This window comes from Pseudomonas sp. DCB_AW, assembly GCF_026240895.1.
Taxonomy (GTDB): domain Bacteria; phylum Pseudomonadota; class Gammaproteobacteria; order Pseudomonadales; family Pseudomonadaceae; genus Aquipseudomonas; species Aquipseudomonas kermanshahensis.
On sequence record NZ_JAPFCE010000143.1, the window covers coordinates 1 to 2,314 of the forward strand.

Consider the following 2,314-nt stretch of genomic DNA (forward strand, 5'->3'; position numbering starts at 1 on the left):
GCTCCTACAGGAGATGGGCGGCGCCCAAACCCCAGGAATAATTGGCCCGAAACAGATGTAGGAGCAGCCTTGTGCTGCGAAGCGCCGCGCGGGCGGCGCTCGATCTCCCAGGCACCAAATCCCCCAAGACGAACACCTCTCAGGCCTCCAAAGAAACATGCAGATACCATTCAACCACCCACCCGGTTCAGCCTCGATTAAGCCATTCATTGCTATCATCCAGGCCTTTGAAGCCACGAACTGCCAGCATGCCAGCCCTGCCCGACCGCTTTTTCGACCGTGACGCCCAGACCCTGGCCAAGGAGTTGCTGGGCAAGGTCATCCGCCATCGCCAGGGCGACCTGTGGCTGGCCGCGCGCATCATCGAGACCGAGGCCTACTACCTGACCGACAAAGGCAGCCATGCCTCGCTCGGGTATACGGAAAAGCGCAAGGCCCTGTTCCTCGATGGCGGGCACATCTACATGTATTACGCCCGCGGTGGCGACTCGTTGAACTTCAGCGCCCATGGCCCGGGCAATGCGGTGCTGATCAAGTCCGCCTACCCTTGGCAGGATGACCTCTCGAACGCCAACAGCCTGGCGCAGATGCAACTGAACAACCCCGACGCCAGCGGCAACCTGCGCCCGGCCGAGCGCCTGTGCGCAGGCCAGACCCTGCTATGCCGTGCACTGGGCCTGAAAGTGCCGCGCTGGGACGCGCAGCGGTTCGACCCTGAGCACTTGTACGTCGACGACTGTGGCATCGCCGTGCCGCGGGTGATCCAGGCTGCGCGCCTGGGCATCCCGCAGGGCCGCGACGAGCACCTGCCGTACCGCTTCGTCGACGCCGAATACGCCCGCTTCTGTACACGGAACCCGCTGCGACGCGGCCAAGTCGAAGGCCAAGACTTCTTCATTCATCAACAAGGAAACTGACACATGGGCCAATGGCTCGACAGCCTGACCGGCTGGCTTAGCGCCAACCCCCAGTGGCTTGGCCTGGCGATTTTCCTGGTGGCCTGCATCGAATGCCTGGCCATTGCCGGCATCATCGTGCCTGGCACCGTGCTGCTGTTCGCGGTCGCCGTGCTGGCCGGCAGCGGCACCTTCAGCCTGGGCGAAACGCTGTTGCTGGGCTTTCTCGGCGGCTTGCTGGGTGATGCACTGTCGTACACGGTCGGCAAGTATTTCCACCAGAACATCCGCCGCCTGCCGCTGTTGCGCAATCACCCGGAATGGATCGGCAGCGCCGAAACCTACTTCCAGCGCTATGGCATCGCCAGCCTGCTGGTCGGGCGCTTCATCGGGCCGCTGCGGCCCATGCTGCCGATGGTCGCCGGCATGTTCGACATGCCACTGCCACGCTTCATTGCCGTCAGCCTGGTGGCAGGCGCCGGCTGGTCAGTTGCCTACCTGCTGCCTGGCTGGGCCACGGGCGCCGCCATGCGCCTGCCTTTACCGGAAGGCTTCTGGCTGGATGCGGGCATCCTTGCCGGTGCGTTGGCGGTGCTCATCGGCCTGAGCCTGAACAGCAGCATCCGCGATCAACGCCACGGCACTCGGCTGATCGCCGCGTTGAGCTTCGCGGCCCTGGCCGGGGTATTCCTGGGCTGGCCGTACCTGCACGAATTCGATCAGGGCGTGATGACACTGGTGCAGGAACACCGCAGCCAAGTCATCGACGGTACCGTGGTACTCGTGACACGGCTGGGTGATTTTCGCACGCAGTTTTTCCTCGGTGGGCTGCTGACCGGCCTGCTGCTGCTCGCCCAACAATGGCGCCATGCACTGTTTGCGGGCGGGGCATTGATGGGTACGGCGATTGCCAATGGCACGCTCAAGTGGCTATTCGCCCGCGCGCGGCCCGAGGTGCTGACCGACCCACTGACCAGCTACAGCATGCCCAGCGGCCACAGCTCGGCGTCGTTTGCGTTCTTCTTGGTAATGGCGGTGTTGGCAGGGCGTGGTCAGCCGCCGCGGATGCGCCTGACCTGGGTGTTGCTGGGGTGCATTCCTGCCTTGGCGATTGCGTTGTCGCGGGTTTACCTGGGGGCGCACTGGCCGACCGATATTCTGGCCGGGGCCTTGCTGGCGTGCTGCGTCTGCGCGGTTAGCCTGACCTTGGTGCAGCATCGCCAGCCGCTTCCAGCACTGCCGCTGCGGGTGTGGTGGTTGGTGCTGCCGGCGTGTATCGCGCTGCTGGCGTTCTTTGCCATGCACGCGCTGCCGCAGGCTTTGGAACGGTATCAGTATTGATGTTGCCTGTTGTGGCCTCTTCGCGGGGCAAGCCCGCTCCCACAGGCAGCCTGCAATGCACCACACCTGTGGGAGCG

General features: G+C 64.3%; 2 protein-coding genes. Both read left to right on the top strand.

Translation table 11 applies throughout. From position 1 onward, the window contains the following. Positions 1–248: 248 nt before the first annotated feature. Positions 249–917 (top strand): DNA-3-methyladenine glycosylase, encoded by a 669-nt coding sequence (locus OO306_RS27935; protein ID WP_265970375.1) that lies wholly within the window; start codon positions 249–251, stop codon positions 915–917. Between the two features lie 3 nt (positions 918–920). Next, entirely contained in the window at positions 921–2,237 is a 1,317-nt protein-coding gene (locus tag OO306_RS27940; protein WP_265970376.1) for a bifunctional DedA family/phosphatase PAP2 family protein, read from the top strand. Positions 2,238–2,314 lie beyond the last annotated feature (77 nt).